The organism is Cellulomonas olei, from assembly GCF_039548315.1.
In the GTDB taxonomy this organism is placed as follows: Bacteria; Actinomycetota; Actinomycetes; order Actinomycetales; family Cellulomonadaceae; genus Cellulomonas.
Window position 1 is genome coordinate 44,870 of sequence record NZ_JBCLVN010000009.1, and the last position, 24,031, is coordinate 68,900.

Annotated in this window: 25 protein-coding genes, 1 tRNA gene and 1 other RNA gene; 11 read left to right on the top strand and 16 right to left on the bottom strand. The window is 75.8% G+C overall.

Features of this window, described 5'->3' with window-relative positions; genetic code table 11:
- Positions 1 to 7 precede the first annotated feature (7 nt).
- Positions 8 to 529, bottom strand: a complete 522-nt coding sequence (locus tag AAHH18_RS04865) for a GNAT family N-acetyltransferase (RefSeq protein ID WP_459349087.1) — start codon at positions 527 to 529, stop codon at positions 8 to 10.
- A gap of 111 nt (positions 530 to 640) precedes the next feature.
- Here AAHH18_RS04865 and AAHH18_RS04870 point away from each other — a divergent pair, with 111 nt between their 5' ends.
- Entirely contained in the window at positions 641 to 943 is a 303-nt protein-coding gene (locus AAHH18_RS04870; RefSeq protein ID WP_283320681.1) for a hypothetical protein, read from the top strand.
- A 73-nt stretch (positions 944 to 1,016) separates the two neighbouring features.
- Here the strand turns inward: AAHH18_RS04870 and AAHH18_RS04875 are convergent, their stop codons facing one another.
- Positions 1,017 to 1,244, bottom strand: a complete 228-nt coding sequence (locus AAHH18_RS04875; protein WP_283320682.1) for a hypothetical protein — start codon at positions 1,242 to 1,244, stop codon at positions 1,017 to 1,019.
- Between the two features lie 172 nt (positions 1,245 to 1,416).
- On the opposite strand from AAHH18_RS04875, the gene AAHH18_RS04880 reads away from it, so the two are divergent.
- On the top strand, positions 1,417 to 1,926 hold the full coding sequence (locus tag AAHH18_RS04880) for a CAP domain-containing protein (RefSeq protein WP_343300782.1): 510 nt from the start codon (positions 1,417 to 1,419) through the stop codon (positions 1,924 to 1,926).
- A 48-nt stretch (positions 1,927 to 1,974) separates the two neighbouring features.
- Here the strand turns inward: AAHH18_RS04880 and AAHH18_RS04885 are convergent, their stop codons facing one another.
- The 3 genes from AAHH18_RS04885 to rnpB form a co-directional block, all read right to left on the bottom strand.
- Positions 1,975 to 2,463: a GAF domain-containing protein gene (locus tag AAHH18_RS04885; protein WP_343300783.1), complete on the bottom strand. Its 489-nt coding sequence runs from the start codon at positions 2,461 to 2,463 to the stop codon at positions 1,975 to 1,977.
- 199 nt (positions 2,464 to 2,662) lie between these two features.
- Positions 2,663 to 2,839 carry a hypothetical protein gene (locus tag AAHH18_RS04890; protein ID WP_343300784.1) on the bottom strand — a complete coding sequence of 59 codons (177 nt, stop codon included), beginning with the start codon at positions 2,837 to 2,839 and terminating at the stop codon, positions 2,663 to 2,665.
- Positions 2,840 to 2,954: 115 nt separating this feature from the next.
- An RNA gene (gene rnpB / locus AAHH18_RS04895) (RNase P RNA component class A) lies at positions 2,955 to 3,341 on the bottom strand.
- Positions 3,342 to 3,400: 59 nt separating this feature from the next.
- Here rnpB and AAHH18_RS04900 point away from each other — a divergent pair.
- On the top strand, positions 3,401 to 4,186 hold the full coding sequence (locus tag AAHH18_RS04900; protein WP_343300785.1) for a YaaA family protein: 786 nt from the start codon (positions 3,401 to 3,403) through the stop codon (positions 4,184 to 4,186).
- Positions 4,187 to 4,210: 24 nt separating this feature from the next.
- Here the strand turns inward: AAHH18_RS04900 and AAHH18_RS04905 are convergent, their stop codons facing one another.
- From AAHH18_RS04905 to AAHH18_RS04920, 4 genes are read right to left on the bottom strand one after another with little or no spacing between them, the layout of a single operon-like run.
- Positions 4,211 to 4,987, bottom strand: coding sequence for a histidine phosphatase family protein (locus tag AAHH18_RS04905; protein ID WP_343300786.1), 777 nt, complete (start codon positions 4,985 to 4,987; stop codon positions 4,211 to 4,213).
- Positions 4,987 to 5,727, bottom strand: a complete 741-nt coding sequence (locus AAHH18_RS04910) for a zinc ribbon domain-containing protein (RefSeq protein WP_283320688.1) — start codon at positions 5,725 to 5,727, stop codon at positions 4,987 to 4,989. Before AAHH18_RS04910 ends, AAHH18_RS04905 begins: the two co-directional genes overlap by 1 nt.
- A complete protein-coding gene (locus tag AAHH18_RS04915; RefSeq protein WP_459349088.1) occupies positions 5,724 to 6,986 on the bottom strand; it encodes a Nif3-like dinuclear metal center hexameric protein in 1,263 nt (420 codons plus the stop codon). Before AAHH18_RS04915 ends, AAHH18_RS04910 begins: the two co-directional genes overlap by 4 nt.
- 54 nt (positions 6,987 to 7,040) lie before the next feature.
- Positions 7,041 to 8,090: a zinc-dependent alcohol dehydrogenase family protein gene (locus tag AAHH18_RS04920; protein WP_343300787.1), complete on the bottom strand. Its 1,050-nt coding sequence runs from the start codon at positions 8,088 to 8,090 to the stop codon at positions 7,041 to 7,043.
- Between the two features lie 60 nt (positions 8,091 to 8,150).
- Between AAHH18_RS04920 and AAHH18_RS04925 the strand changes: the two genes are divergently transcribed.
- From AAHH18_RS04925 to AAHH18_RS04935, 3 genes are all read left to right on the top strand, one after another.
- On the top strand, positions 8,151 to 8,858 hold the full coding sequence (locus AAHH18_RS04925; protein WP_283320690.1) for an SOS response-associated peptidase: 708 nt from the start codon (positions 8,151 to 8,153) through the stop codon (positions 8,856 to 8,858).
- A gap of 111 nt (positions 8,859 to 8,969) precedes the next feature.
- Positions 8,970 to 9,551: a hypothetical protein gene (locus AAHH18_RS04930; protein WP_343300788.1), complete on the top strand. Its 582-nt coding sequence runs from the start codon at positions 8,970 to 8,972 to the stop codon at positions 9,549 to 9,551.
- A 69-nt stretch (positions 9,552 to 9,620) separates the two neighbouring features.
- Positions 9,621 to 9,797: a hypothetical protein gene (locus AAHH18_RS04935; protein WP_283320692.1), complete on the top strand. Its 177-nt coding sequence runs from the start codon at positions 9,621 to 9,623 to the stop codon at positions 9,795 to 9,797.
- Between the two features lie 105 nt (positions 9,798 to 9,902).
- Here AAHH18_RS04935 and AAHH18_RS04940 read toward each other — a convergent pair whose 3' ends face one another.
- Complete coding sequence (locus AAHH18_RS04940; protein ID WP_343300789.1) at positions 9,903 to 10,661, bottom strand: LiaF transmembrane domain-containing protein; 759 nt, start codon at positions 10,659 to 10,661, stop codon at positions 9,903 to 9,905.
- Between the two features lie 131 nt (positions 10,662 to 10,792).
- Between AAHH18_RS04940 and AAHH18_RS04945 the strand changes: the two genes are divergently transcribed.
- Positions 10,793 to 11,896: a DNA glycosylase AlkZ-like family protein gene (locus tag AAHH18_RS04945; protein ID WP_343300790.1), complete on the top strand. Its 1,104-nt coding sequence runs from the start codon at positions 10,793 to 10,795 to the stop codon at positions 11,894 to 11,896.
- 268 nt (positions 11,897 to 12,164) lie between these two features.
- On the opposite strand, the gene AAHH18_RS04950 is transcribed toward AAHH18_RS04945, so the two are convergent.
- The 5 genes from AAHH18_RS04950 to AAHH18_RS04970 all read right to left on the bottom strand — a co-directional run bounded on the left by AAHH18_RS04950 (position 12,165) and on the right by AAHH18_RS04970 (position 16,353).
- Positions 12,165 to 14,096, bottom strand: a complete 1,932-nt coding sequence (locus AAHH18_RS04950) for a hypothetical protein (protein WP_343300791.1) — start codon at positions 14,094 to 14,096, stop codon at positions 12,165 to 12,167.
- The gene (locus tag AAHH18_RS04955; RefSeq protein ID WP_343300792.1) at positions 14,093 to 14,896 is read right to left on the bottom strand and encodes a hypothetical protein; all 804 of its coding nucleotides are present in this window, start codon (positions 14,894 to 14,896) and stop codon (positions 14,093 to 14,095) included. The genes AAHH18_RS04950 and AAHH18_RS04955 overlap by 4 nt, the downstream gene beginning before the upstream one ends.
- Before the next feature lie 314 nt (positions 14,897 to 15,210).
- Positions 15,211 to 15,284 (bottom strand) — tRNA-Val (locus AAHH18_RS04960).
- Between the two features lie 180 nt (positions 15,285 to 15,464).
- On the bottom strand, positions 15,465 to 15,929 hold the full coding sequence (locus tag AAHH18_RS04965; RefSeq protein WP_343300793.1) for a redoxin domain-containing protein: 465 nt from the start codon (positions 15,927 to 15,929) through the stop codon (positions 15,465 to 15,467).
- Between the two features lie 4 nt (positions 15,930 to 15,933).
- Positions 15,934 to 16,353, bottom strand: coding sequence for a DUF3052 domain-containing protein (locus AAHH18_RS04970; RefSeq protein ID WP_222172034.1), 420 nt, complete (start codon positions 16,351 to 16,353; stop codon positions 15,934 to 15,936).
- A 350-nt stretch (positions 16,354 to 16,703) separates the two neighbouring features.
- Between AAHH18_RS04970 and aceE the strand changes: the two genes are divergently transcribed.
- Positions 16,704 to 19,445, top strand: a complete 2,742-nt coding sequence (gene aceE, locus AAHH18_RS04975) for a pyruvate dehydrogenase (acetyl-transferring), homodimeric type (RefSeq protein WP_343300794.1) — start codon at positions 16,704 to 16,706, stop codon at positions 19,443 to 19,445.
- Positions 19,446 to 19,650: 205 nt separating this feature from the next.
- On the opposite strand, the gene AAHH18_RS04980 is transcribed toward aceE, so the two are convergent.
- Entirely contained in the window at positions 19,651 to 20,331 is a 681-nt protein-coding gene (locus AAHH18_RS04980; protein ID WP_283320699.1) for a hypothetical protein, read from the bottom strand.
- Positions 20,332 to 20,445: 114 nt separating this feature from the next.
- Between AAHH18_RS04980 and AAHH18_RS04985 the strand changes: the two genes are divergently transcribed.
- From AAHH18_RS04985 to AAHH18_RS04995, 3 genes are all read left to right on the top strand, one after another.
- Positions 20,446 to 21,795 carry a PucR family transcriptional regulator gene (locus AAHH18_RS04985; protein WP_343300795.1) on the top strand — a complete coding sequence of 450 codons (1,350 nt, stop codon included), beginning with the start codon at positions 20,446 to 20,448 and terminating at the stop codon, positions 21,793 to 21,795.
- Positions 21,796 to 22,005: 210 nt separating this feature from the next.
- Positions 22,006 to 23,004 (top strand): ACP S-malonyltransferase, encoded by a 999-nt coding sequence (locus AAHH18_RS04990; protein WP_343300796.1) that lies wholly within the window; start codon positions 22,006 to 22,008, stop codon positions 23,002 to 23,004.
- Positions 23,001 to 24,005: a beta-ketoacyl-ACP synthase III gene (locus tag AAHH18_RS04995; RefSeq protein ID WP_343300797.1), complete on the top strand. Its 1,005-nt coding sequence runs from the start codon at positions 23,001 to 23,003 to the stop codon at positions 24,003 to 24,005. The genes AAHH18_RS04990 and AAHH18_RS04995 overlap by 4 nt, the downstream gene beginning before the upstream one ends.
- Positions 24,006 to 24,031: the final 26 nt, after the last annotated feature.

Genomic DNA, 24,031 nt, shown 5'->3' on the forward strand with positions numbered 1-24,031 from the left:
CCTCGCGCTACAGCCGCTTCTCGAGCAGCAGCACGTCCCGCCACTGCCCCGCCAGCGGCCCGTGGGACATCAGCCCGAGCCGCTCGCGCCGCCCGACCACGCGGAACCCGGCGGCCTCGTGGAGAGCGAGGCTCGCGGCGTTCTCGGGGAACACGCCGGACTGCGCGGTCCAGACCCCGGCCGCCGCCGCGGCCTGCAGCAGCGCGTCCATCAGCAGCCGCCCGACACCGCGCCCGCGGGCCGCCGACGCGACGTACAGCGAGACCTCCACGACCCCCGCGTAGACGCACCGCCCGGACACGGGGCTCGCGGCCACCCAGCCCAGGACGGACCCGGAGCCGTCGACGGCGACCAGCCGGAGGTCCTCCCGGTGGCCCGTGTCGAACTCCTCCCACGTCGGGGGCTCCGCCTGGAACGTCGCGTGACCCGTCGCGATCCCCTCGGCGAACACCGCCAGCACGGCGTCGGCGTGGTCGCCGGTCATCGGCTCGACGTGCACGGTCGCAGCGAGGTGGGTGGCGTTGCCCATGCGGTCCTCCGGTCGTGGTCGTGGCGCGTCCCCATGGTGCCACCGGAGTTCACCCGCACCTCGGCGGCGCCCCGCCGTGCCGCCCCGGACCGCGTGCCGGACACTGCCGCCGTGGACCTCGCGCAGACCGTGCCGGGCGGGCTGTCCCTGCTCCGCGCCGCCGTCCCCCTGCTGAACGCGCTGCCCGTGCCTCCCGGCGAGCACCACGACGTCGACCGGCCCGTCCCCGTGACCGTCACGCTGCGCTGGGCGACCGGGGCCGAGCGGCTCGACACGGTCGCCGTGGAGTGGACGCGGACGCTGGTGCGGGTGCGGATCGCCGACCTGCGCGTGATGACGGGGGCGGTGTGGGTGCCGGCCTCGGACGTGCGGCGGCGGGCGTGCGCGGGAGGGCGCGGCTCACGCGCGGGCTGAGGCCGGCGGGCGCGGCTCACGCGCGGGCCGGCCGCGGCCACTGCTCAGCGCGCCCGCCGGGCGTCGGCCCCGCTCAGGACAGGCGCTCCAGCGTCACGGCCGCGTGGTGCTCGCGCGGCGAGCCCGGACGGGCGCCCCACGACAGCACCCCGCGCTCGACGGCTCCCACGGTGTCCGGCACGGCGCCCTCGTAGCGCGCGCTCGGGTCGTGGGCGAGCCGCTCCGCGAGCTCCGCGACGCCACGGGCGTCCGCCGCCTCGTCCGCCGCGATCCGGGTCATCCGGAAGAGTGTGTCGGTCATCACAGCTCCTTCGTCGGGCCGGTCAGCCCAGGCTACGATCCGGGCGGGCCGGCCGCTCGGCGGCAGCCCCCGCCGGGCGCACCACGCCGGCACGTCCCACCGCACCGCCCCAGCAGACCCCGACCGCCGGCGACCGCCCGGTCGTGCGACCGCCGTCCCGGGAGGACCCCCGTTGCGCCAGCGCCTGCGGCTCACCAGCACCCTCGCCCTCGCGGGCCTGCTCGCGGCCACCGGCCCCGCGGCCGCCCTGCCCGCGGTCGCCGCCACGGCCCCGGCGGTGACGGCCGTGCCCGCCGCGACGAAGCCCCCCGTCACCAACGCCGACGCGTCCGAGAAGACCATCCTCCAGCGCACCAACGCGCTGCGCTCCGGAGCCGGCAAGCGCCCGCTGGTCCGCAGCGCGAAGATGGACGCCGTGGCCGCCGCGTGGGCCACCCGCATGGCGGCCACGGGCGACTTCCGCCACAACCCGAGCTTCTCCCGGCAGATCCCGTCCGGCTGGCGCATGGCGGGCGAGAACATCGCGATGAACTCCACGAGCGGTGACCGGCTCTACACCCAGTGGCAGAACTCAGCGCCGCACCGCGCGAACATGCTCCACGCGTCGTACAACCGCATCGGCATCGGCGCGGTGAAGATCGGCAACCGGTACTACGGCGTGCAGGTGTTCGGGGCGTACTGACGGGGTCGCCGTCCGGGACGCCGCACCGGGCGTCACCGGGCGTCCCGGTCAGGGCAGGCGGTCGGGCTCCTGCACGGGGAGCACGAGGCCCCGGGTCCGCACGGCCTCCGCGATCTCCTGCGTGAACCGGTCCATCGCGACCAGCGTCTCCCGGTCCCACGGGTCCACGACGTCCGCGTAGAGGTTCAGCGCGAGCGTCGACTCGGCGTCCACCAGCGCGGGCAGCGCCGCCGCCGACCGGAAGCCCCGCTCGAGCGCGACCGTCCGCCACGCCGGCCAGCGCTCGTCCGCGGCGATGTCCAGCACCAGCTCCCCGCGCAGCTGCTGCAGGGCCGACACGCAGGGCCCGTCGGCCTCCTCGACCTCCACCCGGTCGCACTCCGCGGCCCGCTCGCCGCTGCTCGCGACGTACTGCAGCAGGTCGTGCTGCCGCAGGATGATGCTGCACTCCGTCGGCACCCCGACGCGCTCCGCGGCCTGGCGGGCGAACGCGTCCAGGAACGCGAACGTCTCGTCGCGGTCGTCCATCTCGGGCACGGGGCACCTCCAGTCGGGGAGAGGAGTCTCCCACGGCTCCGGAGGGTCGGATGACACGGGCAGCGGCGACGCGGAGACACCACGCCCTCCTGCGCCGTCGCCGACCGCGCCCGCGCCCGGGCGAGGCGGATGTGCGAGGCGACGACGGCGCTCCCTGGGACGGAGGGCCGCCCGCGCAGCGCCGCGGACGGTCGGCCGGTCAGCGCCGCGACAACGCCACCGTCGCGACCAGGACGATGCCGACGGGAACCGCGAGCGCCGCCGCCACGACGCCGACGACGAGCGTGATCGTCGGGGCCACCGCCCACCCGATCGCGAGCAGCAGGACGACCGCGAGGGTGATCGCCCACGGTCGTCCCGTGCCTCGCCGCTCCATCCCGCCATCATCGCAGAGTCGTCGCGTGGGCGTGCGTGTTCCGGCGCGTCCGGTCGGGTTGAGCGCCGACCCGACGGCTGCCACGGTCGGCGCGCGGGTCGGCGACCGGACGGTGCGGATGAGCTGGCCGGTACGCCGGGTTCTGTCCCCGTGCGCGGTTGCCCCCGCACGGGTGGCGGCCATCCATCTACGACGCACGTCGCCGTGCGCCTCCAGCGGCCTACCCGGGAGCTCGGGCGGGCAGCCCTCGAACGCTCCCTGTCTGGCCTTGCTCCGGGTGGGGTTTACCGAGCCGTGCCGGTCACCCGGCACGCTGGTGGTCTCTTACACCACCGTTTCACCCTTACCCCCTCACGGCCCGGAGGTCGTGCGGGGGCGGTCTGTTCTCTGTGGCACTGTCCCGCGGGTCACCCCGGGTGGGTGTTACCCACCACCCTGCCCTGTGGAGCCCGGACGTTCCTCGGCGAGCCTTCCGGCTCGACGCGGCCGCCTGGCCAGCTCATCCGCGGCCCCAGCCTACCCGGTCCGCGGACCCGCCGAGCGCCGCCTACAGTGCGGGGCGTGCTGATCCTCCTGCCGCCCTCCGAGGGCAAGACCGCTCCCGTGCGGGGCGACCGCCTGGACCTGTCCGCCCTGTCGGAGCCGGTGCTGACGCCGGTGCGGGAGCGGGTGCTGGACGCGCTGGTCGCGGTGAGCGCGCGGCCGGACGCGGCGGAGGTGCTGGGCGTGGGTGCGGGGATCGCGGACGAGGTCGCCCGCAACACCGCCCTGCGGGAGGCTCCGACGGCGGCGGCGAAGCGGGTGTACACCGGCGTGCTGTACGCGGCGGCGGGGCTGGACCGGCTGACGCCCGCGGCGCGGCGGCGCGCGGCCGCGTCGGTCCGGGTGGTGTCGGGGTTGTGGGGGCTGGTCGGCCCGGAGGACCCGATCCCGGCGTACCGGTTGTCGATGGGCGTCGACCTGCCCGGCGCCGGGCCGCTCGCGGCGACCTGGCGGGAGCCGCTTCGGGGGGTGCTGGACCCGCGCGCGGCGTCCGGGGAGCTGGTCGTGGACTGCCGGTCGGCGACGTACCTCGCGGCGTGGCGCCCGGCGCGGGACCACCAGTCGACGTGGGTGCAGGTGCGGGTGCTGCGTGAGGTGGCGGGACGGCGGTCGGTGGTGTCGCACCACGCGAAGCACACCCGCGGGGTGCTGACCCGCCACCTGGTCACGCGCCGCGGGCGCGAGCCACGGACGGCCCAGGAGCTCGCCCGGGCGGCGTCCGAGCTGGTCGGGACCGAGCTGCTCGCGGTGGAGCTGGACGCGCCGGCGACGGGCGCGGCGACGCTGTCGCTCGTCGTCGCCTGACGCGGCGCGCAGGGAGCGCCCGGCTCAGCCCCGCCCGGTCCACCCCTCGCTCGGCGCACCGGCCACGGCGACCTCGTCCCGCTTGTCCTCGAACAGCCGGATGATGCTCACGGACGCCGGGGCGACGCGGAGCTGGCTCCACGAGCCGGGCTGCGCGCCCATGGTGCGACCGAGCGCCGCGCGGATCGCCACGGCGTGCGAGACGACCACGACGGTCCGGTCGGTGCCCGCGGCGAGCAGCCCGTCGAGCCCCGCGCCGATGCGCCGCCCGACGTCCGCGATGGACTCGCCGCCCTCGGGCCGCACGTCCGCGCGGGTGTGCCACGGCTCGAGCTGCCCGGGCCAGCGCTCCTCGATCTGCTCGGCGGTGAGCCCCTGCCAGGCACCGAAGTCGGCCTCCTGGAACGCGGCGTCGACCCGCGGCGTGAGGCCGAGCTTCCGCCCGATCACGGCCGCCGTCTCCTGCGTCCGGACCATCGGCGAGGCGATCAGCTCGGTGGGGAACGGGATGTCGCCCCACAGGTCGTGACCGACGCGGCAGACCAGCTCCCCCGCCGCTGCAGCCTGCTCCCGGCCGCGGTCCGTCAGCGACGGGCCGGGCTCCGACGAGCCGGAGTACCCGCGCGAGACCGTCATCTCGGTCTCGCCGTGCCGGACGAGGATGACCGTCGTCGGCAGCGCGTCGTCGAACCGCACGCCGGCGCCGGACGGCCGGACGGGCCGCCGCGACGGCGCGGGGCTGCCGGCCCCGGGCTCCAGCGGCGCGGACGTGCTGCCCGGGCCCGGTCCGTCGGCCGCCATCAGTACGCGTCCTCGCCGCGCACGAGGATGCGGCCGGAGTCCTCGCAGTACACGATCTCGTCCTCGGGCGTCGCCTTGATCTTGGCCAGCTCGGTGGCGGGGACCGGCAGGCCGCTGCCCTCGGACCGGCCCCGGCGCAGCGCGGCCACGGCGACCCCGCCGAGCCGCGAGCGCAGCCGGTCGTACAGCTGGATCAGCCGCTCCTCCAGGGGCGCGGCCATCGCGTCGCGCTCGGCCCGCACCTGCACGGCCTGCTGGTCGAGCACCTCGACCTCGGCGTCCCGCTCGGCGGCGACCCCGGCCCGCTCGTTGAGCAGCGCGGCGTGGGCGGTGGTGAGCTCGCCGAGCGCCGCCTCGTGGGCCTCGAGCCGCTCCATCGCCTCCAGCTCGACGTCCTCCAGGTCGCCCTGGCGGCGGGCCAGCGACGCCAGCTCGCTCTGCAGCGCCTGGAGGTCCTTCGCGGAGCCCGCGCCGGAGTCGAGCCGGGCCTGGTCCCGTGCGGCGCGGTCGCGCACCTGCTGGACGTCCGCCTCGGCCTTGGTGACCTCGCGGCGGATGTCGCCGACGGCGGTGCGGGACGCGGCGATGGCGGTGTCCAGGTCGGCGAGCTGGGCGTCGAGCTCGGCGATCCTCGCGTGCTTCATCAGCGCGGCCCGCTTGTGCGCGATCTGGTCGAGCCGGGTGTCGAGCGCCTGGAGGTCGAGCAGCCGCTTCTGGTCCTGCGGGGTCGCCTTGGTCACGGGTGGTGTCCTTCCGACGGGTCGGTGCTGCGGGGGTCCGCCGGGACGCGGCCGGTCCACGGGTCGGTGCGCACGGTGCTGACGCGCGTGTCCACCGTAGTGCCGTGCGCGGCCAGGTCGGCGCGCAGGTCACGCTCCGCCCCGGGCAGCCACGGCCACTCCGACGCGAAGTGCGCGGCGTCGACGAGGTACGGCGGGCTGGCGGCGGCGCCGCGGGCGGCGAACTCGGCCTGCTCGCGCAGCTCGGACGCGGGGTGGTGGCGCAGGTCGGCGGTGACGTAGACGTCGGCGCCGGACTCGCGCACCGCGTCGAACAGCGAGTCGCCCGCGCCGCCGACGACGGCGACCGTGCGGACCGTCGCGTCGCGCGGCCCGGCGTAGCGGATGCCCTGGACGGTGGCGGGCAGCGCCGCGGCGACGCGCTCGGCGAACCGGTGCAGCGTGAGCGGCTCGGGGAGGTGCCCGACGCGCCCCGTGCCGGTGGCGCCGTCCCGGCGCGCGAGCTCCAGCACGTCGAACGCCGGCTCCTCGTACGGGTGGGCGGCCCGCATCGCCGCCACGACGGCCGCCCGCGACCGGCGCGGGGCGACCATCTCGACACGCGCCTCGACGACGTGCGCGGCCTCGCCCACCCGGCCGATCGTGGGCGACGCCCCCTCGGTCGGCGTGAACGTCCCCTCGCCGGTGGCGGTCCACGCGCACCGGCGGTACTCCCCCAGCGCGCCGGCGCCCGCGGCGGCCAGCGCGTCCACGAGCCGCTCCGCGTCGGCCGCGGGGACGAAGACGACGTGCTTGTCCAGCGCCTGCGCCGGCGCGGGGACCAGCGGGCGCGCGTCCTGGAGGCCCAGCAGCCGGGCGAGCTCGTCCGCGACCCCGCCGACCGCCGCGTCCGCGTTGGTGTGCGCGGCGTACAGCGCGATGCCGGCGCGGATCAGCCGGTGCAGCAGCGCGCCCTTCGCGGTGGTCGCCGCGACGGAGTGCACGCCGCGCAGCAGCAGCGGGTGGTGCACGACGACGAGGTCCGCACCCCACGCGACGGCCTCGTCGACGACCGCCGCGACCGGGTCGACCGCCAGCAGCACCTTGCGCACCGGCTGGTCGGGGTCGCCGGTGACGAGGCCGACGCGGTCCCAGGACTCGGCGGAGCCCGGCGGGTACCGGCGCTCCAGCAGCCGCACGACGTCGGCGAGCGTCGCGACGGGCGCGCTCGCGGCGCCGGAGGTCGGGGTGGGAGGGCTGTCGTGCTCGGGCTGGTCCACGTCGCCGAACCTACCCGCGGACGCGGGCCCGCGGCGCGTGGTCCCCAGGGCGGGTCAGGGCAGCAGCATCGACTTGATCGCGCGCCGCTCGTCCATCGCCGCGTAGCCCTCGGCCACCTGGTCCAGCGGGAGCACCAGGTCGAAGACCCTCCCCGGCGTGATCGCCCCGGACCAGACGTCGCGCGCGAGCTCCTCGAGGTGCGCGCGCACCGGTGCGACACCGCCGCAGACGCCGACGTTGGTCCCGAACATCTGCTGCACGGGCAGCTCCGGTCCGCCGGCGGGGACGCCGACGAACCCGATGCGCCCGCCCGGCCGCGCCGTGTCGAGCGCCTGCTGCATGGACTCCTTGGTCCCGACGCACTCGAGCACCTGGTCCGGGCCCACGCCGCCGAGCAGGTCCAGGACCGCCGCCGCGCCCTCGTCGCCGCGCTCCGCGACCACGTCGGTCGCGCCGAACTCGCGCGCCAGCGCCTGCCGCGGGGCGTGCCGGGACATCGCGACCACCCGCTCCGCACCGAGCCGGCGCGCCGCGAGCACGGCGCACAGGCCGACCGCGCCGTCCCCGACCACCGCGACCGTCGAGCCGGGCCGCACGCCCGCCGACAGGGCCGCGTGGTGCCCCGTGCCCATCACGTCGGTCAGCGCCAGGACGCTGGGCAGCAGGTCGGCGTCCGGGTGGTCGGGCATCGCGACGAGGGTGCCGTCGGCGAGCGGCACGCGGACGTACTCGCCCTGGCCCGCGTCCGTGAACACGCCCTCGGCGTCCGGCCCGCCCCAGCCGCTCGACCGCTCGCACGACGTGTGCACGCCGTTGCGGCAGTGCACGCAGGTGTTGTCCGAGACCATGAACGGCGCGACCACGAACTGCCCGGGCCGCAGGGTCCGGACGTCCGCGCCGACCTCCTCGACCACGCCGACGAACTCGTGCCCGATGCGGCGCGGCTCGCGCGTCGGGCGGACACCCCGGTAGGGCCACAGGTCGGAGCCGCACACGCAGGCCGCGACGACGCGCACGAGGGCGTCGGTGGGGCGCTGCAGCGTCGGGTCGGGGACCTGCTCGAGGCGGACGTCGTGGGGGCCGTGGATGAGGGTCGCGCGCACGACCGCAGCCTACGACCGGTGCGGTGGCCGCGTGTCGGTGGCGGGCCGCACACTGGCCCCATGTGTGGCCGCTACGCGCAGACCCGCGCCGCCGACCAGCTCGAGCGCGACCTCGCCGTCGACAGGATCCTCGGCGAGCACCGCGGCCCGTCCTGGAACGTCGCGCCGACGCAGGACGTCCCCGTGGTGCTCGAGCGCGTCGAGGACGACCGGCCGCAGCGCCAGCTGCGCACCGCCCGCTGGGGCCTGGTGCCGTCGTGGGCGAAGGACGTGTCGATCGGCTCCCGCATGATCAACGCGCGCTCCGAGACGGTCCTGGAGAAGCCGGCGTTCCGGAAGGCCGCCGCGCGCCGGCGGGCGCTCGTGCCGATGGACGGGTACTACGAGTGGCAGGCGCACGAGCGCGGCCCGAAGACGCCGTACTTCCTGCACGGGGCCGAGCCCCTCGCGGCCGCCGGGCTGTACGAGCTGTGGCGGGACCACACCAAGGCGGACGACGACCCCGACCGCTGGCTGTGGTCCGTCACCATCATCACGCGGCCCGCGGCCGACACCCTCGGGCACATCCACGACCGCTGCCCCGTGCTGCTCCCCCGCCCGCTGTGGGACGACTGGCTGGACCCGTCGACCACCGCGGCGGACGAGGTCGGCGCGATGCTCGTCCACGTCCCCGAGCCGCACCTGACGCCGCGCGAGGTCGGGCGCGCGGTGGGGAACGTCGCGAACGACGGCCCGGAGCTGGTGGAGCCCGTGCACCCCGGGGAGTGAGCGCGCCGGGCCGCCGGCGGCGCCTGGCCGCCCGGCGCACCCGTGCCGCCGCCGGCGCCCTGGGCCCTGGGTCCGTGGCGCGCGCCGGGCGGCGTGTGGCGGGATGGAGGGGTGGACGACCCCGCCATCGAGCTCGCGTGGATCCCGCTCGGCGCGGGTGGCTCCCCCGTCGTCCGCGTGAGCGGTCGCGCGTACGAGGCGCTGCTCGCGCGCCGGGACCACCGGGCGCCGTGCGCGCTGGTGCACGCGGCGCTGCTGCTGACGCACGACCGCGGCACCACCGTCGTGGAGGTGACCCCCGTCTGGGGCCAGCCGCCCGGCGACCGCGGCGTCGTGGCGCAGGGGCCGGTCGGCGCGCGGGTCCTGGGGCGCAGCAGGTGGTTCCGCTACGAGGTCCGGTGCTGGCGCGGCGGCACGGTGCCCGACCTCGCGTGGGCCGTCGAGCGCCGCACCGTCGCGTCCGGGGAGGCGCCCGTCCGCGCCCTGCTCGCCGCCGCCCCGGCGGTGCCGCGGCACGTGTGGGGTCGCGACGCCCTGCGCTGCGGCGACATGTGGAACTCGAACTCCGTCGTCGCGTGGCTGCTCGCGGCCGCCGGCGTGGACCCCGCCCCGCTCGCCCCGCCGCCCGGACGGCGCGCTCCGGGCTGGGCCGCCGGGATCGCCGCCTCGGTCCCGGCCCGCGCGGCCGGGTGACGGGTCCTTGACCGGCGCCGACACGAGGCGGGACGCTGGCCGGACCACGACGACGTGAAGGGGGCAGCCATGCGATCTCTGAGGTGCCGGTTCGGACGGCATGCGTGGCTCGTCGAGCGCAACCCCGACCAGGGCGGGCCGGAGGCGGTCACCGAGGTGTGCGCGCGCTGCGGCGCGGACCGCCGGGTGTACGAGCCGACGTCCGGCACGTGGATGGCCACGGGGATGATGCGCGGGCCGAGCTGAGCCCGGCGCACCGCCCGGCGGGCGCCCGGCCGTGGCGCCGCCGGGATCGTGGTCGGCCACGCCGCCGGGCACGTGTCGGACCGCCCGGTGCCCCCGCGGCGCGCGTCAGGCGTACGGCTGGCCCGGCCGGTCCGAGGGCGGCACCCCCGGGGTGCCGTACGGCGGCTGCGTCGCGGCGTCGAACGGCTGCTGCGCGAGCGGCTTGCCGTGCTTGAGGGTCGCGCCGCCGAAGATCGTGACCGCGTGCACCTCCAGCACCGGCGCGTCGGGCGCGAGCGGCGCCACGGTCTTGTCGTCCGTGCCGCCGAAGACGGGCAGCGTCACCATCTGCACCCGCCAGGTCGGCGGCACCTTGATCTCGACGCCGCCGAACATGGTGAAGATGTCGACGCGCGCCCGGCCCTGGACGGCCGCGGCCCGCAGGTCGAGGTCGATGCCGCCGAACACCGCCGTGAGCGACGCCGACCGGAACTGCTGGGACAGCGACCGACGGTCCCCGCCCCAGAAGAACACGAACAGCCGCACCCGGTCCGCGTCGTCGCCCCCGGCGGTCGACGCCAGCAGGATCGACAGCCCCAGGACGGCGACCGCCACCGGGAGCGCGAAGGTCCACGGGCTCTCCTGCACGACGTCCAGGGCGTCGAGCAGCCAGAGCCCACCGGCGGCGATGACGATCACCGGCCCGAACCACGCCCGCGTCACGAGCGCCAGGGCGGCGGCGCCGACCGCGACCACGGCCGTCGGCACGAGCACCGACCACACGTTCGACGCCCGCAGGACGTCGAGCCGGTCGAGCAGCAGCACCGCGCCGGCGAGCACGAGCAGGGCACCGACGAGGACCTGACCACCGGAACGTCGCGACATGGCCCCACCGTAGCGACGCAGGGGGTGGCGGGTCCGGCGGTTCCGGGGCCTGTGTCGTCGCGTTCCCGCGTCGCCCCGGGCGTGCGCTCACGGTCCTCGCGGTGTCGGACCCCGCGCCTACGGTGCTGCGCATGACGATCACGTCCGCGCAGGCGCTGGCGTGGCGCCTGCACCGGCAGCACCTGGTGTCCGGTGCGGCGTCCGCCGTGGACGTCGTGCGCCGGCTGGGCGCCGTCCCTGGGTGGTCCGGCGACGCCGAGCTCGCCGTCCGTCGGCGGCTCGCCGACCCGGTGCCCGGCGCCGTCGCGGACGCGGTGCGCGACGGCGACCTCCTGCGCACGTTCGCCTTCCGGGGCTCGTCGCACCTGCTCGCGGCCGCCGACGCCGGCGTGTACCTGCGCGTGCGCACCGCGAGCCGGCAGTGGGCGCTGCGGTCCTGGCAGGAGCACTACGACCTGGCACCGGAGGACTGGCCGGCGCTGCTCGACGCCGTGCACGCGGCGCTCGTCGACGGCCCCCTCACCCGGGAGGCGTTCGCGGACGCCGTCGCCGCCGCCCCGCGGTTCGCACACCTGCGGGGGCCGCTGCTGCACCCGAGCATGACCCTGCTCAAGCCGATCGCGTGGCACGGCGAGCTGTGCTTCGGGCCGGTCGTGGACGGGACACCGACGATCGCGTCCCCGTCGGCGAGCCCGGCGTGGGGCGGGCTGCCCGAGCTGGACGACGCCGGCCGCCGCGCGGTGGTCGCGTACCTCGGGGCGTACGGCCCGGCCACGCGGGCGAACCTGCGCTACTGGCTCGCGGACGGTCTCAGCGCGGGACGCGCTCGGGTGGAGCGCTGGACGGACGACGTGCTGCGCGACGCCGCCACGGAGGTCGACCTGGACGGCGGGCCCGCGCTGCTGCTGCGCGAGCACGTCGCCGAGGTCGAGGCGGCCGAGCCGTCGGACACCGTGACGCTGCTGGCGGGGCACGACCAGTGGGTGCTGGGCCCCGGGACCTCGGACACCCGTGTCGTCCCGCCGGAGCGCCGGGCGGGCGTGACCCGCGGGGCGGCGCTGGTGCTGCGCGGCGGCGTCGTCACCGGCACCTGGACCGCCCGGCCGGACGTGCTCGACGTGACGTGGTTCGCGGAGGCGGGGTCGCCGCCGCACGACGCGCTGACCGCCGAGGCCGGGAGTCTCGCGCGGCTGCTCGGGCGGACGTGGGCGGAGGTGCGTGTCACGACGTCATGACACGCACCCGGCCCGGTGGGGATCGGCCGTGGCGAACGCGTCAGGACCGGGCGCGCCACGCCCGCCGCGCGAGCAGCAGCACGCCCCCCACGGGACCGCGACAGGCGTGGACGCCCGCGCCCGCCGCGAGCACCCGGGGCGACGGGGTGCCCAGCCGGTGACGGTGGCCCGGAGCGTCTCGCACCGGCTCCCGCCGGTCGGGCGCCGGACGTCCGTGCGGCGGGCCCCGGCCATGCACCGGGACCCGCCGCACGCGCGCTCGGGCGCCCTACACCAGGTCGGCCTCGCTGAACTGCTCCGCCGCGGGGCCCACCAGCACCGGCGGCCCCGCGTGCTGCTCTCCCGTGCCGGGCTGCCCCGCAGTGTCGCCGCGCGGACCACCGACGAGCACCGGCAGCTCCGCCGCCGGTGCGGCGGCCGCGCGTGCGGCGGCCTTCTCCGCACGCCGTGCGACCCGCACGTCGATCCACGCACCGACGCGCTGCCGGAAGACCACGAGCGCCACCACGACCACGAGCCCCAGCACCAGCAGCACGCCGACCAGGATCAGCACCGCGAGCGTCGGACCGGAGACGGCGATCGAGGAGACCGGGTCCGAGGCGCCCAGCCCGACGGCGGTCGCGACCCGGCCGTCGACGGTGCCCGCGTCCCCGACCGCGGAGTCCCGCTCGGAGATCGTGTAGCCGAACGGCACCCGGGTCTCGTAGCTGATCGGGCTCGCGACCCCTCCGGAGGCCACCGACCCCGCGAGATCCAGGTCGAGGTGCACCCGGTACCGCGACCACCAGAACCCGTCGCCCTCGGCCGGGGACAGGTCGAGAGTGGCCCCTGGCGAGAGCGACGAGATCTGGGTGTTGTAGTCGTCCACGTCCTGCGCGCTGAACACCAGCACGTAGCTCGTCGTGCCGTCCGCGCTGCTGGTCGTGAGCTCGCCGGCGCCGTCCGCGGGGGTGAGCAGACGCTCGAACCCGTCGCCCGCCGCCGCGACGTCCTCGTCGGAGACGTCGAACGTGAGCGTCTGCTCGACGGACCGGTCGAACCCGATCGTGGTCGAGACGTGGATCGACTCGAACGGGATCGCGTGGTCGAACGCCACCGGCGTCGACGTCGGCCGGTGCGTGACCGCCACGCCCTCGTCGGTCACCTCGACCGTCGCGTCGGCGGAGGTGCTGCCGACCTCCCACCCGGACGGGGCGACGAGGGTGCTCACCACCGGGGCCGCCTCGGGCGAGCAGATCGCGTCGCAGCTGACGACGTCGACGACCTCGGTGTGCCGCCGGGTGGGGTTCTGGGCGTCCTGCTCCTCGGTGACCGAGAACTCGGTCCCGTCCGACCCGAGCACCTGGTCGGTCATGGTCGCGAGCGTGGCGGCGTCGTCCGCGGCGAACGTCACGACCCAGCCGTACGACGAGCCGTCGGAGTCGGCGACAGTCAGCTCCCCGCCGTCCGGGACGACCCCGGCGACGTACGCGTCGAACGCCTCGGGGTCCGACGCGTACGCGGCTTCCGGCATCCGGATGTCCACCGCCCGCCGGTACCCGCCGTCACCGCCGAGCCACGTGGTGAGCTGCACCTGCGTCACGCCGTTGTCGGTGATGTCCGCGAACGAGATCGGCTGGTAGGCGGACGTGGTCTCGCCGCGGTACACGACCTGGGTGTCGCCGGACTCCAGGATGTTGCCCTCGTTGTCCGCGGACACGGTCCCGTCCGCGACCAACCCGTCGGCCAGCCACTGCAGCAGCTCGAGCGACGTGAAGTCCTCCTCGATCGCCGCACCCCGCAGGAACAGCGAGTCCTCGGTGGTCAGGCCGATGGTCGGCGGCTCGGTCCGCCCGCCGGCCGCGAGCACCGCGGCGACCTTCTCACGGTAGGCGTCCGCCGAGTCGAAGGTCAGGGTGAACGTCGCGGTCGCGGCCTCCTCGGTCACGGTGGTGCCCGCGTAGTCGAGCTCCGCCGGCTTGTGGTTCTGGATGCTGGCCTCGAGCGCCGCCACCCCGCCGCTGACGTACTGGTCCAGGTCGGACCGCGACAGCGTCAGGGTCATCACGCGCGACCCCGACGGGCCGTCGTCGAGCGTGAACACGGTGTCGACCCGTGCGCCGCACGCGGACAGGACCGCGACCAGCGCGACGACCAGCACCGCCAGCACAGGCGTCCTGCGGCGCGAACGGGCGCGCGCCGTCGCCGGGAGGGCGCTCATCCGAGCAGCGACGCGAGCGCGACGACGTTGGCGATCCCGAACAGCGTCATGCACAGCGCCACGTGGGCGACGGTCAGCGACGCGTGCGGGACGAGCGGGCTCTTCGTGAACCGCACCGTGCGGTTCAGCCCGATGTACACGAGGGCCTCGGAGACCACGGCCAGCCCCAGTCCGCCGACCGCGAGCACGGCCAGCGCGAGCAGGGCGCCACCGGCCCCGGGGATCAGCGAGAGCACCCAGGCGGCGGCCAGGAGCACGGGCGTGGCCGACGCGGAGGTCGCGACCACGGCCGCCGCGTCCCGGAAGCGGCCCCGGGCACCGCGCACCCCGAACGTCCAGAACACCGTCACCGTCCGCAGCACGAGGACCGCGACGACCAGGAGTGCGACCGTCACGATCACGCCGAGCAGCGTGGAGACCGGGACGGAGAACGCGTCGTCGACGTACGACGAGGTGTACCCGCCGGTGAAGGGGTCGAGCAGGCTGTTCGTCACCGACGCGGCGCCCTGGGCGGACTTCGCGACGAACGACGCGACGAGCATCCCCGCGAGGACCCCGTTGGTGAGCAGGACCAGCCACCACAGCAGGAGGCTGCGGGCGCTGTGGTGCGCGGCGATCCGCAGCGAGGTGACCGGGTCGCCCTGCCAGATGCCGGCGAGGACGGCGCGCAGCGCGCGGAGGGCGGTGGGCAGGGGTCCCGGGGCGGTGGGGCCGGGAACGGGTTGCGCCGCCGGCGCCGCAGGTGCGGCCGGGTCGGGGGCGGGCTCGACGACGGGGTACTGGGGTCCGGAGGAGGACATGGAGAGGCTCCTGAGGAAGCGCGGAGGGACGCCCGCGCAGGTCACGGCGCTGCGGGCGGCTCAGACGCTAGCGTCGTACAGGGTTGCCACAGGCATACTTCAGGGACAAACCAGGCAGCGTCCTGCGACATCACCCGATTGCCACGCGACCCGCCCGGGCAATTCGGGGCAAGACGGGACGATCCCGAACCGGGACGTGCGTCCCTTGCCCTGACCTGGGGGATCGACGTACACGAGTGAGCCGACGCCGGGTCGTGACGAGCGAGCCGTCCGGGATTGGGTGGGAGGGGGCGGGCGGTAGGTCGGTCGGTCGGTGGGCCCGGCCGGTCTCGAACCGGCGACCTCCGCGGTGTAAGCGCGGCGCTCTGACCAACTGAGCTACAGGCCCCTCGTGTGCGGTGCGTCAGCCTACCGGTGCCGTCCTCGACGACCCTCCCCGGCGGCCGCCCCAACGGCCGACGGCGCCGAGAGGCCAGCAGCCGGGCGTCGCGCGCGACCGGGCACGCGGGGAGGTGGCCTCTCGCCGCGCCCCTCCGGCGCGCCGCCCGCCGCACGCCCCCGGCGCGGGTCAGAGCCCCGCGAGCGCCTCGCGGTACGCCGCGAACGGCCGCGCCCGCCCGCCGGGGTGCACGAGCGTCCACCGCACCACCCCGTCGGCGTCGAGCAGGAACGACCCGCGCCGCGCCAAGCCCTGCGCGTCGTCGAACACCCCGTACGCGCGGGCGGCGGCGCCGTGCGGCCAGAAGTCCGACAGCAGGTCGAACCGGTACCCGTCCTGCTCGGCCCAGGCGCGCAGCGCGAACACCGGGTCGCAGGACGCCGCGAGCACGCGCACGCCCGCGCCGCGCAGCTCCTCGAGCCCGTCCTGCAGCTCCGTCAGCTCCGCCGTGCAGGTGCGCGAGAACGCGAACGGCACGAAGACCAGCAGGGTCGCCGACGCAGCCGGCCCGCCCACGGTCACGGACGCGCCGTGGGTGTCGGGCAGCGTGACGACCGGCGCGACCGCGCCCTCGGGGAGCGGACCGCCGGTCACGACGTCAGCGACCGCGGCCGCGGCTGCCCAGCCGGGTGGCGGACCAGTCCCCCGCGATGGAGAACGTGCTGGTCGCGTGCAGGCCGGCCGTGGTGGCGGCCTCCTCGATGTCGTCGTGGCCGACGTGGCCGCCGCGCCCGGGCTTCGGCGTGAGCACCCACATGACGCCGCCGTCGTCCAGGACGGTCATGGCGTCCATGAGGGTGTCGGCGAGGTCGCCGTCCTCGTCGCGGAACCAGATGACCACGCCGTCGACCACGTCGTCGTAGTCCTCGTCGACCAGCTCGGCGCCGGTGATGTCCTCCAGTCCGGAGCGCAGGTCCTCGTCGACGTCGTCGTCGTACCCGAACTCCTGGACCACCTGCCCCGAGGTGAACCCGAGACGACCCGCCCCCTGGGAGGCGTCGTCCGTGCTGGATGCCACGTCCCGACCCGTTCCTTCCGTCCGGGCCGCCGTCCCGTGGGAGCGGCGGCCTGCCGTTCGATCACCGAACGGTAGCCCACCGCACCGCCGCCGCGCCTGGCAACCCCGGCGCGCCGCCCTGGGGACGACGTGAGGTGACCGGCGCCACGTCGGCGGGCCTGGTCAGGCACGATTGTCACGGACGTCACGCAACCCGGGGTGTGGACGGGGAGACTTTCACCTCCCGGGGGGCGGACAATGGTCCTACTACCCGCCCGGTGGCGAGGCGCACCGAACGTCGCGCGCACACCGGCGGGCCGAGATGCGCACCGGGGCCGACCGGCCCCCGCGTGGAGAGGCGAGGAGCACTGGTGGCTTCGAAGGACGAGCGCGGGCCGCTCATCAACGGCCTGCTGAGCCAGGTACCGGACGTGGACCCCGAGGAGACCTCCGAGTGGGTCGAGTCCATCGACGGGCTCATCGACGACAAGGGCGGTCCCCGGGCGCGGTACGTCCTGCTCAGCATGCTGAAGCGGGCGCGCGAGCGGAACGTGGCCATCCCGGCCGACCTCAACACCCCGTACGTCAACACCATCGGCGTGCACGAGGAGCCGTACTTCCCCGGTGACGAGGTGCTGGAGCGCAAGTTCCGGTCCTGGAACCGCTGGAACGCCGCCGTCATGGTGACGCGCGCGCAGCGGCCGGGCGTGGCGGTCGGCGGGCACATCTCCTCCTACGCGTCGGTGGCGACGCTGTACGAGGTGGGCCTCAACCACTTCTTCCGCGGCAAGGACCACCCGGGTGGCGGCGACCAGGTCTACTTCCAGGGTCACGCCTCCCCCGGCGTCTACTCCCGCGCGTTCCTCGAGGGCCGGCTGACCGAGCACCAGCTCGACGGCTTCCGCCAGGAGGTGTCGCACCCGGGCGGCGGCCTGCCGTCGTACCCGCACCCGCGGCTGATGCCGGACTTCTGGGAGTTCCCGACCGTGTCGATGGGCCTCGGCCCGTCCTCCGCGATCTACCAGGCGTGGACCAACAAGTACCTGCACCTGCGGGGCATCAAGGACACCAGCCAGCAGGACGTCTGGGCGTTCCTCGGCGACGGCGAGATGGACGAGCCGGAGTCCCGCGGCATGCTGCAGCACGCGGCGCAGCAGGGCCTCGACAACCTGACGTTCGTCGTCAACTGCAACCTGCAGCGGCTCGACGGCCCGGTGCGCGGCAACGGCAAGATCATCCAGGAGCTCGAGGCGCAGTTCCGCGGCGCCGGCTGGAACGTCATCAAGGTCATCTGGGGCCGCGAGTGGGACGCCCTGCTCAACGCGGACAAGGACCGCGCCCTGGTGCACCTGATGAACACGACGCCGGACGGCGACTTCCAGACGTACCGGGCCGAGAACGGCGCGTTCATCCGGGAGAACTTCTTCGGGCGCGACCCGCGCACCAAGGCCCTCGTCGAGCGCATGACGGACGACGAGATCTGGGCGCTCAAGCGCGGCGGCCACGACTACCGCAAGATCTTCGCGGCCTACAAGGCGGCGCGGGAGCACACCGGCCAGCCGACCGTCATCCTCGCGCACACCATCAAGGGCTACGGCCTGGGCTCGGGCTTCGCCGGGCGCAACGCCACGCACCAGATGAAGAAGCTCAAGGCCGACGAGCTCAAGACGCTGCGCGACTCGCTGCACATCCCGATCACGGACGAGCAGATCGACGCGAACCCGTACCTGCCGCCGTACTACCACCCCGGCCAGGACGACCCGGCGATCCAGTACCTGCAGGAGCGCCGCCGCGCGCTCGGCGGGTACGTGCCGGAGCGCCGCACCACGCACAAGCCGCTGACCCTCCCCGGTGAGAAGTCCTACGAGCTGCTGAAGAAGGGCTCGGGGCACCAGGAGGTCGCCACGACGATGGCCCTCGTGCGGCTGTTCAAGGACCTCATCAAGGACAAGGAGATCGGGCCGCGCCTGGTCCCGATCATCCCCGACGAGGCCCGCACGTTCGGCCTGGACTCGATCTTCCCGAGCGCGAAGATCTTCAACACCAACGGCCAGAACTACCTCGCCGTCGACCGCGACCTCATGCTCTCCTACAAGGAGTCCGAGGCCGGCCAGATCATGCACACCGGCATCAACGAGGCCGGGTCGGCGTCCGCGTTCCAGGCGGTCGGCACGTCCTACGCCACGCACGGCGAGCCGCTGATCCCGTTCTACTTCTACTACTCGATGTTCGGGTTCCAGCGGACGGGCGACCAGTTCTGGGCGGCCGGCGACCAGATGACCCGCGGGTTCCTGGTCGGCGCCACCGCCGGTCGCACGACGCTGACCGGTGAGGGCCTGCAGCACGCCGACGGCCACTCCCCGCTGCTCGCGGGGACCATGCCGCACGTCGTGCACTACGACCCGGCGTACGGGTACGAGATCCGGCACATCGTCAAGGACGGCATCCAGCGGATGTACGGCGAGGACGGCCGCGACCCCGACGTCATCTACTACCTGACGGTCTACAACGAGCCGATCGTCCAGCCGGCCGAGCCGGAGGACGTCGACGTCGAGGGCATCCTCAAGGGCATCTACCTGCTGTCCCCGGCGGAGGGCGACGGGCCGCGCGCCCAGATCCTCGCGTCCGGCGTGGCGGTGCCGTGGGCGCTCGAGGCGAAGAAGCTGCTCGCGGAGGACTGGGGCGTCCAGGCCGCGGTGTGGTCCGTGACCTCCTGGAACGAGCTGCGTCGCGACGCGCTCGCCGCCGAGGAGCACGCGTTCCTGCACCCGGGCGAGGAGGAGCCGGTGCCGTACCTCACGGCGAAGCTCCAGGGCGCCGAGGGCCCGTTCGTCGCGACCACGGACTACGACCACCTCGTCGCCGACCAGGTGCGGCAGTGGGTCCCGGGCCGGTACGCCACGCTCGGCGCCGACGGGTTCGGGTTCTCCGACACCCGCGCCGCCGCCCGCCGGCACTTCAAGATCGACGGGCCGTCGACCGTGGTCCGCGTCCTGCAGCAGCTCGCCCGCGAGGGGAAGGTCGCGCCGGAGGCCCCGGCGCAGGCCATCGAGCGGTACCGGCTGTACGACGTCACCGCCGGCACGTCCGGCAACGCGGGCGGCGAGTCCTGACCGAGCCGCCCGGCACACGCACGAGGGGCCCCGCACCGGATCCGGTGCGGGGCCCCTCGTGCGTGCGGGACCGGTGAGGTGCGGTGCCCCGGCAGGTCCGGGGTCGACGCCGCCGCGCGGTTCGGGCGCCGGCACTCCGGCCGGGCCGACGCCGCCGCGCGGGTCGGGCGCCGGCGCTGCGGTCGGGCGGACGCCGCCGCGCGGGTCAGGCGCCGGCGCTGCGCTCCGCCTGCTCCACCAGCCGCGTCAGCTCGCGCCGCAGGTGCGCGATCTCGTCCTGCTTCGGGTAGAGGTCCAGCGAGGCCAGGTGCTGCTTGGCGTCCATCGGGCGACCGGCCTCGACGGCGGCGAGCACCAGCTCGCGACCCACCTCGGGGTCGTGCTCGCGCGGGTGCCAGTGGCCCGTCCCGAGCGAGAGGGCGTCGACCGGCAGCCCCGCCTCGCGCAGGAGCCGCAGGCCGGCCACGAGCGCCTGACCGGAGGGGTCGCGCTCCGCGGCGGTCGTGAGCCGGCGGATCGTGCCCTCCAGGTCGTCGCGCACGGACAGCCGGGCGACCTCGACCAGCGGGTACCAGGCGCGCGGGTTGCCGGCGAGCTCCTCGCCGAGGGACCAGACGGCCAGGTCGGCCGCACGCTGCTTCTCGGCGTCGTCGGCCTCGGCGGTCAGCGGGTCGTCGTCGGAGCCCGTCACCGCGTGGCGGCGGACGATCTCGGCCAGCGCGGCGAACGCGCGCTCGTCGTTGGGGTCGTCCCCCAGGCGCGAGCGCAGGGCGTCCTCCTGGGGCACGTCGCCGTGCCGCTGGGTGGTGGACGGACGACGGGCGCCGACACGGGACGCGGGCGCGGGCCGGCCCAGCAGGCGGCGCAGTCGGGACAGCAGAGCCATGACGCGACACTATCCGCTAGGCCCGCGACGCACTGGTCGAACGGTCGGCCGGCGGCGGCGACGCGTGCGCACGCTTTGTCGGGTCCCCACAAGCCGTCCCCGTATGCTCGGGGGATGGCCGAGCCCCGCCGGACGTCCGCGGCACCCGCGACGACCTCCTCGACGACGACCGCGACACGACCGCAGGACGCACCAGCCGGCGAGGACGCCCCCGCCGACGCCGCACCCGCGCCCGCACCCGCGCCGGCACCCGCGCCCGAGGGGCTCTCCCCCGCCCGCACCCGCACGCGCGCCGGCCGCATCGCCACGGCGCCCGACGCCACCAACGGCGAGACGCTGCGTCGCGTGCGCGAGGGCGGCGGCGTGCTGGCGGCGGCGGCGATGCGGCGGCTCGACGAGGACCTGGACTGGTACCGGGCGCTGCCGGCCGACGACCGGTCGTGGGTCGGGCTCGTCGCGCAGGCCGGCATCACGGCGTTCGTGACGTGGTTCGCCGATCCCTCCAAGCCGCCGCACGGCGTCGGCGAGATCTTCGCGACCGCCCCGCCGGAGCTGACCCGCTCCATCTCCCTGCAGCACACCCTCCAGCTCGTGCGCGTCGTGGTCGATGTCGTCGAGGAGCACGCGGACCGGCTGGCGGCACCCGGCGGCGAGCGCGACCTGCTGGAGGCGGTGCTGCGGTACTCCCGCGAGGTCGCGTTCTCCGCGGCGGAGGTCTACGCCCGGGCCGCCGAGATGCGCGGGGCGTGGGACGCCCGGCTCGAGGCGCTGGTCGTGGACGCGCTGCTGCGCGGGGACGTGGACGACTCGCTGCGCTCCCGCGTCGCGGCGCTCGGCTGGAGCGGCCGCGGCCGCACGCTGGTCGTCGTCGGGACCACGGCGTCCCCGCTCGACGACGTCCGGACCTCGGACCTGCGGCGCGCCACCCGGCGGGCCGCCGACGACGCGCTGGTCGGCATCCAGGGCGACCGGCTCGTGGTGTTCCTCGGCGGCACGGGCGACCTGCGGGAGGCCGCGACGTCGCTCATCCCGCGATTCGGCCCCGGTCCCGTGGTGCTCGGGCCCACGGGCGACGACCTGGCCGACGCCGCGCGCTCCGCCCGGGCCGCGCTCGCCGGCCTCGCCGCGGTCGCCGCCTGGCCGCAGGCGCCGCGCCCGGTGCTCGCCGACGACCTGCTGCCGGAGCGGGTGCTCGTCGGGGACGCGTCCGCGCGGGAGGTGCTGGTGCGGCAGGCGTACGTCCCGCTGCTCGCCAGCACCGGGTCGCTGCTGGAGACGCTGACGGCGTACCTGGCGGCCGGCCGGTCGCTGGAGGCCGCCGCGCGCACCCTCTACGTGCACCCCAACACGGTCCGGTACCGCCTGCGCCGCGTCGCGGAGGTCACCGGCTGGGACCCGCTCGACCCCCGCGAGGCCTACGTCCTGCAGCAGGCCCTGGCGGTCGGCCGCCTCGACCACCCCTGACCCACCCCCACCCCACCCCACCCCGGCGCCCGCCGAGTTCGGCAGTCCCAGGCGAGCTCGGCAGTCCCAGCTGCCGAACTCGCACAGGAAGTGCCGAACTCGGCGCCGGGGGTCGGCGCCGCGGAGTTGTGGGAGGGGTACAAGCCCGGGTCGGCATCGTGGTGCGGGTCGTGGGCGGGCAGGTCCCGCCGCACCCGGCAGAGTGGTCGGGTGCTCGCGATCGTCTGCCCCGGACAGGGCGCCCAGACCCCCGGCATGCTCGCCCCCTGGCTCGAGCTGCCCGGCACCGCCGACCGCCTCGCGGTCCTGTCGGAGGCCGCCGGCGTCGACCTGGCGTCCCACGGCACGACGTCGGACGCCGACACCATCCGGGACACGGCGGTCGCCCAGCCGCTGATCGTCTCCGCCTCGCTGCTCGCGCTGCGGGCGCTGGAGGACGAGGCCGGCGCCCCGGTGCTGCCGGACGCGACCGCCGGCCACTCCGTCGGCGAGTTCGCCGCCGCGGCCGTCGCGGGCGTGTTCGACGACGCCGGCGCCGTGGGCCTGGTGTCGCACCGCGCGCGGTTCATGGCGGAGGCCGCGGCCGCCGAGCGGACGGGCATGACCGCGGTGCTGGGCGGCGACCCCCAGGAGGTCGCCGCGGCGATCGAGGCCGCGGGCCTGTGGCCGGCGAACGTCAACGGCGGCGGCCAGACGGTCGCCGCGGGGTCGCTCGAGGCCATCGCCCGGTTCCAGGAGAACCCGCCGGCCCGCGCGCGCGTCGTGCCGCTGCAGGTCGCCGGTGCGTTCCACACCCCCTACATGCAGAGCGCGCTCGACGCGTTCGGCGCGGTCGCCACCGGCTGGACGAGCGCGGCGCCGCGCACCGCCCTGCTGAGCAACGCCGACGGCACCGCCTACGGCCCGGACGCCACGGGCGCCGACGTCGTCGCGCGCCTGGTGTCGCAGATCGCCTCGCCGGTCCGCTGGGACCTGTGCCAGGCGACGCTCCCGGAGCTCGGGGTCACCGGCCTGCTGGAGCTCGCCCCGGGAGGTGTGCTCAAGGGCCTGGCCCGGCGTAGCCTGCCCGGGGTGGAGACGGTCGCGATCACGTCGCCGGCCGACCTGCCCGCCGCCCGCGACCTCGTGGCCCGCCACCTGACGGCCGCCGGTGGCCCGGTGCCCGACCAGCCCGCACCGTCCGACGACTCCCGGGAGAACGCCCAGTGACCCGCCCCACCCTGACCCAGGCCACCGGCCCCGCCCACACGCGGATCCTCGGCCTGGGCGCCGCGCGCGGCGAGAACGTCGTGCCGAACGACGACCTCGTCGGCCCGATCGACTCCTCCGACGAGTGGATCCGGCAGCGCACCGGCATCGTCACGCGGACCCGCGCGGGCGCCGACACCGACGTGCTGGACCTCGCGGAGCGCGCCGGCCGGCAGGCCATCGAGAACGCGGGCCTGCAGGGCGCCGACATCGACGCCGTCATCCTGGCGACAGTCACGTACTTCCACCAGACCCCGTCGGGCGCCGCGATCCTCGCGGACCGGCTGGGCGCGACGCCCGCCGCAGCGTTCGACGTCTCGGCCGCCTGCGCCGGCTACTGCTACGGCATCGGCCAGGCTGACGCCCTCGTGCGCGCCGGCGCGGCCCGCCACGTGCTCGTCATCGGCGCGGAGAAGATGAGCGACTTCATCGACCCGACCGACCGCAGCATCTCGTTCCTGCTGGGCGACGGCGCCGGCGCGGTCGTGATCGGCCCGTCCGACACCCCCGGCATCGGCCCGACCGTGTGGGGCTCCGACGGCGCGCAGGCGCAGGCCATCCGCCAGACGCACTCCTGGATCGACGTCCGGGACAACGGCGCCGGCTGGCCGACGCTGCGCCAGGAGGGCCCGAGCGTCTTCAAGTGGGCGGTGTGGCAGATGGCCCCCGTCGCCCAGAAGGCCCTGGACGCCGCGGGCGTGACCGCCGACCAGATCGACGCGTTCATCCCGCACCAGGCGAACATGCGGATCATCGACCAGATGATCAAACAGCTCAAGCTCCCCGAGACCGTGGCCGTGGCCCGCGACATCGCGGACACCGGCAACACCTCGGCGGCGTCGATCCCCCTCGCGACGGAGCGCCTCCTGCGCGAGGGCCAGGTGTCGAGCGGCGCGCTCGCCCTGCAGATCGGCTTCGGCGCGGGCCTCGTCTACGCCGCCCAGGTGGTCGTGCTGCCCTGAGCGGGCGCCCGGCCGCAGTACCGTTC